This window comes from Candidatus Culexmicrobium sp. (assembly GCF_058356305.1).
On the sequence record NZ_JBTVBB010000034.1, the window covers coordinates 24087 to 30167 of the forward strand.

Sequence of the window (6081 nt, forward strand, 5' to 3'; positions counted from 1 at the left end):
TGAAGTCTACTTTAAACTTTGAAAATAACTTTTCATTCTATCTATTCCCTCGTCAATAACTTCAGGATTAAGAACACATGGCGCAAAAGATAGCCGAGTCCATCCATCCATTAGGAAATCAATTCCAGGAGCTAATGCCACTTGCCATCTTCTTAAAAGATCATTGCAGACTTTCTTAGAACTATACTCATATTCTTCATGGTTAAAGAATACGTAGAAGCCAGCTTCAGGTTTAAGAACTCTTAAACCATCAATTTCACGTTTAAGCTTCTCATATGTATACAAAGCTATTTTACGATAAAGGCTTCTCTGTTGCTCATAATATTCCCTTACTTCTTTAAGTCGCTGTTCATCTAAAAATACACGTGCCATAACCTCCTGAACAAATCTATTCGGACATAAAACTCTAGCTTGTTCTATAACCTCCACTGCTCTTACTAGAGTAGGATCAGCCACCATATAAGCCAATCTCCATCCAGGTACCCTCATCTCTTTAGACAAAGTGCAAATCAAAACTTCATTATCTCGTCGATTCCTCGAAATATAATTGGGCTGTGAATTATAAAAGAAAGCTCTATAAGCTACATCAATCAGAACCCAGAAGCTATTTTCCTCAGCAATGTCGATAACACCATTTAGGAGGTCGTCACTAATAACCCGGCCATCAGGATTGCCAGGGGAAGTCAAAATAATTAACTTGGTTTTAGAGGTAATTAAATCTTGAAGCTCATCTAGAGAAGGATTGAAATCATAGTTTTTTATCAAATTCCAAGCCTTAATTTTTACATTTAACTTCATCTCAACTTGTAATTGACGAATATAATTTAAATAGGCCGGTCGAGTAACAATAACTTCATCTCCAGGATTCAAACAAGTAACAATTAAAGCTCCAATCAAATCAGTACTACCAGAACCAACAAGCACCTCATCAGGTGAAATCACTCTACCAAAAACTTCTCTTTCATATTTAACTAACCCTCTTATGAAGGGGGGCTGCCCCCTAGTAGTCCCATACCTTGCAAACTCATTAAAAAGTAGATCATCCTCAACAATTTCCCTAGTAGCATCAATTAAAGCCTTGGGAGGAGGATCTTGTGGCCACCCACCACCCAGGTAAATTAACTTTCTAGGATATCTTTCAGGATGTTCCCGAAAATCAGTAACTACACTCATAATCTCTCTAATGGAACTAGGATTTTCGAGTGCATATTTAGCAATGTCAGATATAGGATAACTCAAATCAATTTCACCAAGATAACTCAGAAAACAAAACATATATTAGCGTTAAGGTAGTCGGAATTTGTATTGCAATTTAAATCAAAATTCACAATGTTATAATTATAGAAGTCATTTTATAAGATTATTAATTTATTTGTCATATTTTTAACTTGAACCTCTGAAAAATGATCCTTAAGCAAACCACTAATAATAGAACTAATTATTAATGAAGGAAAAAGAAAAACAGTATCATAAATACCATCTTTAATAGCCGTCAAAATGAAAATATTAGCCAAACCAGGCTCATTCACAATTCCTAGAAAAACTGGTGAAGACAAAACTAAAGTTACAATAATTAAAGATATGAAAAGCGTAACAAAACTTGAAATAACAGTTTCCCTTATATCATTTGAAATTAAACCCAAAATTACACCTCCAATTAAACCAGAAGTAATCTTTACAATTAAAGGAGGCAAATAATAAACATGACTATGAATATACGCCATAGAAATAAATAGGCTCACTGAAACAATAGTTAACATTAACTTTAGTTTATATGGTATATTAGAGGACAAATTAAAGCTCCCCCATACATTTTACAACAGTCACACGTAAACCTACCCTCAAATGAAGCCATGCCTCAACAAACCAGTTAAAATTTCCTGAAACTATTGCGTTATTTAATATATTGAAATAAGGATATTGAATAACTCCAATCCCAGTAACTGTAAAATTAGTAATTCTCGGAGCAACAGCAATCCCTTCACCAGCATAAACCATGAAAGATCCAAGATACTTTTGATTCAAATATATCTTCCCTTCCCCGCCTACGATAATAACTTCATGGTCTGATGGATTATTAATACTTAAAATTACATTGACTTTAGCAGATTTACTCTTCATGTTAACAGAATATGAAATAGACACTATTGAGATTTTCACACCATAAATAGCCCTATAGACTTCAACATAATATGAAGTAGCATTTATCAATAAGTATAATGAGGAAACCATTAATGCTAAAATGAATAATATTGACAAATCAAAGGTTTTATTCACTAACATTTCACCTTAATGGATGATGACAAGCAACAAAATGTCCTTTACTAATCTCAATTAATGGAGGCTCCTCCTTCATACAAGTGCTGTCAGCATAAAGGCATCGTGGATTAAATCTACACCCGGAAGGTAGATTAATGGGATCGGGAATTTCACCCTTAATCATTATCTTTCTTCGCTTGACAGTTGGATCAGGAATTGGAACATTTGATAAAAGAGCTTGAGTATATGGATGTGCAGGATTTTCCATAACATCGTCAACACCTCCAAGCTCAACTATTTTTCCGAGATACATTATAGCTAAATCATCTCCAATATATCTTACTTGGGCAAGGTCGTGAGTAATATAGATCATGGTTAAATTGTATCTTCGCCTTAACTCTAAAAGCAAGTTCAAAACACCGACTCTAATAGAAGCATCCAGCATGGACACAGGTTCATCTGCAACTATTAATCTAGGATTAAGTACGAGGGCTCTAGCAATTGCAACTCTCTGTCTCTCACCTCCGCTAAGTTCATGTGGAAACTTATTGGCATAATCCTCAGGAGGTAATCTAACATCCTCTAGAGATTTGAAAACTAAGTTTTGCTTCTCTTTAAAGCTTAAATCTCTACGATTAATTTCAAGTGGCTCATTCACTATATCAAAGACTCTACTTCTGGGATTTAGAGACTGATACGGATCTTGAAAGATCATTTGGATCTCTTGCCTCACTTTTCGTAATTCCTTTTTACTTAGTGAAACAATATCGATATCTTTATAGTAGATTTTTCCACTTGTAGGAGGAATAAGCCTTAATATAAGCCGTGCAGTTGTAGTTTTACCACAACCACTCTCACCAGCTAGACAGAAAATTTCACCCTCTTTAACATTAAAACTTATACCATCAACTGCTTTAACAAACAATTTCTCTTTGTACAAAAGCATGCTTAAAAAACCTCTTCTAACAGGAAAATATTTCTTTAAATTTTCAACTCTCAATATATAATCTCCATTCAACACCTTATCCTCCAATAGTAAAATCTAATTTATCTACTAAATGACATGCAACATAATGTTTATCACCAATATTGATGTAAGGAGGCTCCTCTACTTTACATTCATCAATAGCATATGGACAACGTGGATGAAATCTACAGCCTGGTGGAGGATTAATTAAGCCGGGGGGAGATCCTCCTATCTCCTTTAACGCTTTTCTCCCAGTAATACTTGGAAAAGCACTTATCAATAAATAAGAATATGGATGTTTAGGAGCTGTAAACAGTGAAACGACATCCGCATATTCAACAATTTTACCTGCATACATTATTGCAACTCTATCACATGTCTCAGCAATAACTGCAAGATCATGTGTTATTAAAACTATAGATAAATTTAATTTCCTCTGAAGATCCCTCATTAAACGGAGAATTTGGCTTTGCGTAATTACATCTAAACCAGTAGTAGGTTCATCAGCAATAACTAATTGAGGATCAACTGCAAGGGACATTGCAATCATCACTCTTTGACGCATACCACCACTAAACTCATGAGGATACTCCACAATTCGAGAAGGATCTAAACCAACTAAAGCAAACAATTTCTTAGCCCTCTCAAGAGCCTCCTCTTTAGATATGTTCATGTGCGCTTTAATTGCATCAATCATCTGCCTCTCAATTGAGAGAACAGGATTTAATGCATTCATCGCACTTTGAAAAACCATTGAAATCTTAGCCCAACGTATCCTTCGCATTTCCTCCTCACTTTTCTCTAGAAGATCTTCACCATCAAAGAAAATTTTACCAGAAATAATCCTGCCTTCAGGAGGAAGTAAACGCATAATAGTGAGAGCCATAGTGCTCTTACCACAACCAGATTCACCAGCCAAACCAACAATTTCACCCTTCTCAACCTCAAAGGAGACACCATCAACCGCTTTAACCATTCCCATTCTAGTCTTGTAATATGTTCGTAGGTCTATTACTTCTAGTAGAGCCATTTTACCGCCTCCTCAATCTTGGATTTAAAATTTCATCAAGTGCATAACCTATGAAAACGAATGCTAAAACAAGCAAGATGATACATAAACCTGGTGGAAGTAGATACCACCATGCACCAATAACTAATGCACCATACTCATTTGCATAGAAAAGCATCATACCCCAACTAATATGAGATGGATCACCTAAACCGAGAAAACTTAATCCAGCTTCAGACAAAATTGCGCCAGCAATATTTAGAACCGCAGTTGCGAAAACTAGAGGAGCAACATTTGGTGCTATATGGTTAAAAATTATTCTAAAGTCAGATGCATTAGCAACGCGACTAGCTTCAATGAAGGGTCTCTCCTTCAATTCGAGAACTTGAGAACGAACAACTCTAGCAACACTAGGCCATGAAACTATAGCTATAACAAATATTATATTCCACATACTAGGCCCAAGTATAGCTGCTAAGACAATCATTAATGGAAGACCAGGGAGAATCAAAAACAAATCTGTAATCCTCATCAAAATTGTATCGATAATACCTCCATAATATCCAGCAATTAAACCAACAAGTGCACCCATAACAACAGCCAGGAAAGCTCCAAGTAAACCAACAACTAAAGAAATATGTGTACCATAAATAAGCAAACTCAAAATATCTCTACCCAACTCGTCTGTTCCTAATGGAAAACCCTCCCTTGGAGGAGAAAGAGGAGGACCAAGCCACAATTCACCTGGATTGTGGGGAGCAATAACTGGAGCAAAGATAGCCATAAAAACGAAAAACATTAATAAGATTAATCCAGCCATACCCAATCTATTCTCCTTGTAGACTTGAGCAAACTCCTTAGCTCGTCTCTTATACACTTGGAATCTATCAATCCACTTATATATAGAAAACACCAAGACAAGTCCTCCTTAATATCTTATTCTTGGATCAAGATAAGCATAAACTATATCCGCAATAAAATTCGCCAATATAACCATCACTGAAATAAACCAAAAAGTTGCTTCAAGAACTGGATAATCCCTCTCCATTACAGAAGCATAAATTAATCTACCCATACCATACCATGAGAAAACAGTTTCAGTCAAAACTGCACCAGACATTACGAAGGCCAAGTTTAATGCAACTATAGTTACTAAAGGCAACATGGCATTTCGCATAGCATAAGAAAATAATATTGTTCTACGATCCAATCCAATTGCATTAGCAGTTAACATATAATCCTGAGTTAAAACATCAAGCATAGTATTACGAACAATCAATAAATAAGAACCAAGATTAATTAGAGTCAAAGTAGACATCGGTGGAGTTAAATGCCATAAATAATCAATGATATAATGAAATATATTTGCATGATGTAAACCTCTAGTTATAGTCCCTCCAAATGGAGCAATACCAAGGTAATATGCAAAAACTAGTATTATCAATAATCCTAACCAAAATACAGGCATAGAGTAAAGTATAAGCGAGGTAACTAATGCACTAACATCAATTTTTGACCCACGTCTCCAAGCTGAAACAACACCGAAAACAACTCCGAGAATAACTGCTAAAACAGTAGAGGACATCATTAGAACAACAGTATTAACTAATCTAGTGCTAAAAATAAGATTAGACACAGGTTGAAGATATCTAAACGAAATACCATAATAACCTGTAAACATATTCCTAAAATAAATGAGAAATTGAAGCATAGTAGACTTCGGTGGTACTACATGGGACGCATATCCACTAGACTTAATATTCGAAAGACTATTCATATTTGATGAAAGGTATGAGCCAATACCATGGCTCTGTAAAAGCTACACTGTCTCTGATGATGGACTCGT

7 protein-coding genes are annotated in these 6081 nt (G+C 35.3%); all 7 read right to left on the minus strand.

Annotated features, from left to right (window positions below; genetic code table 11):
- Positions 1–6: 6 nt before the first annotated feature.
- On the minus strand, positions 7–1239 hold the full coding sequence (locus ACW8TM_RS10130) for a pyridoxal phosphate-dependent aminotransferase (protein ID WP_491533169.1): 1233 nt from the start codon (positions 1237–1239) through the stop codon (positions 7–9).
- Between the two features lie 113 nt (positions 1240–1352).
- Positions 1353–1793 carry a hypothetical protein gene (locus tag ACW8TM_RS10135; RefSeq protein WP_491533170.1) on the minus strand — a complete coding sequence of 147 codons (441 nt, stop codon included), beginning with the start codon at positions 1791–1793 and terminating at the stop codon, positions 1353–1355.
- A gap of 1 nt (position 1794) precedes the next feature.
- Entirely contained in the window at positions 1795–2277 is a 483-nt protein-coding gene (locus ACW8TM_RS10140; RefSeq protein ID WP_491533171.1) for a hypothetical protein, read from the minus strand.
- Positions 2278–2284: 7 nt separating this feature from the next.
- Positions 2285–3205, minus strand: coding sequence for an ABC transporter ATP-binding protein (locus ACW8TM_RS10145; RefSeq protein ID WP_491533177.1), 921 nt, complete (start codon positions 3203–3205; stop codon positions 2285–2287).
- A gap of 76 nt (positions 3206–3281) precedes the next feature.
- Positions 3282–4256 carry an ABC transporter ATP-binding protein gene (locus tag ACW8TM_RS10150; RefSeq protein WP_491533172.1) on the minus strand — a complete coding sequence of 325 codons (975 nt, stop codon included), beginning with the start codon at positions 4254–4256 and terminating at the stop codon, positions 3282–3284.
- Position 4257: 1 nt separating this feature from the next.
- On the minus strand, positions 4258–5148 hold the full coding sequence (locus tag ACW8TM_RS10155; RefSeq protein ID WP_491533178.1) for an ABC transporter permease: 891 nt from the start codon (positions 5146–5148) through the stop codon (positions 4258–4260).
- A gap of 15 nt (positions 5149–5163) precedes the next feature.
- Positions 5164–5820 carry an ABC transporter permease gene (locus tag ACW8TM_RS10160; protein ID WP_491533173.1) on the minus strand — a complete coding sequence of 219 codons (657 nt, stop codon included), beginning with the start codon at positions 5818–5820 and terminating at the stop codon, positions 5164–5166.
- Positions 5821–6081 lie beyond the last annotated feature (261 nt).